We start from the raw sequence: 798 nt of genomic DNA on the forward strand, positions 1-798 counted from the left end.
AGGTTTCTCATCTAACGTTATGACTCCGGGTGGTGAGGCACACTTAGCCTTGTCATTTAATCCTTCTCACCTTGAGATTGTATCTCCTGTGGTTGAGGGCTCGGTTCGGGCAAGACAAAATCGTCGCGAAGATGCTGTTGGTAATAGTGTGTTGCCGATTATTATGCACGGCGATGCTGCGTTTTCCGGTCAAGGCGTGGTGATGGAGACATTTCAGATGTCTCAGACGCGTGGATACAAGACTGGCGGCTCGATTCATATCGTAATCAATAACCAGGTTGGCTTTACTACTAACAAACGTGTCGATGCGCGATCAACTGAATACTGTACTGACGTTGCTAAGATGATTCATGCTCCAATACTGCATGTTAACGGCGATGATCCAGAGGCAGTATTGTTCGCAACTCAAGTTGCGCTTGATTATCGCAATGAGTTTAAAAGCGATGTTGTGATTGACTTGGTTTGTTATCGCCGTCGTGGTCATAACGAAGCTGACGAACCTTCAGGTACTCAGCCTTTGATGTATGACATAATTAAAAAATTGCCAACTACTCGCACCATTTATTCGAGCAAGCTTGTCGAACTTGGGTTTATTACTGCGGAGCAAAGCAAAAAACTTGAGGATGACTATAGAGCGGCACTAGATAACGGCGAGCATGTAACTCGCAGTTTGGTATTGGAGCCTACCTCTAAGATGCATGTTGATTGGGCGCCTTATTTGGGGCACGAGTGGACCGCTCGTGCGAAAACGGGTGTTGCTCTTAAGACAATACAGAAGCTCGGAAAGAAATTGCAGTC

1 protein-coding gene is annotated in these 798 nt (G+C 46.0%); it reads left to right on the forward strand.

Going from position 1 to position 798, the window contains the following annotated elements:
- Positions 1 to 798 (forward strand): thiamine pyrophosphate-dependent enzyme (locus A3738_RS09130; RefSeq protein WP_255376160.1); only part of this gene is annotated, 798 nt, incomplete at both ends.

The organism is Oleiphilus sp. HI0066 (genome assembly GCF_001635725.1).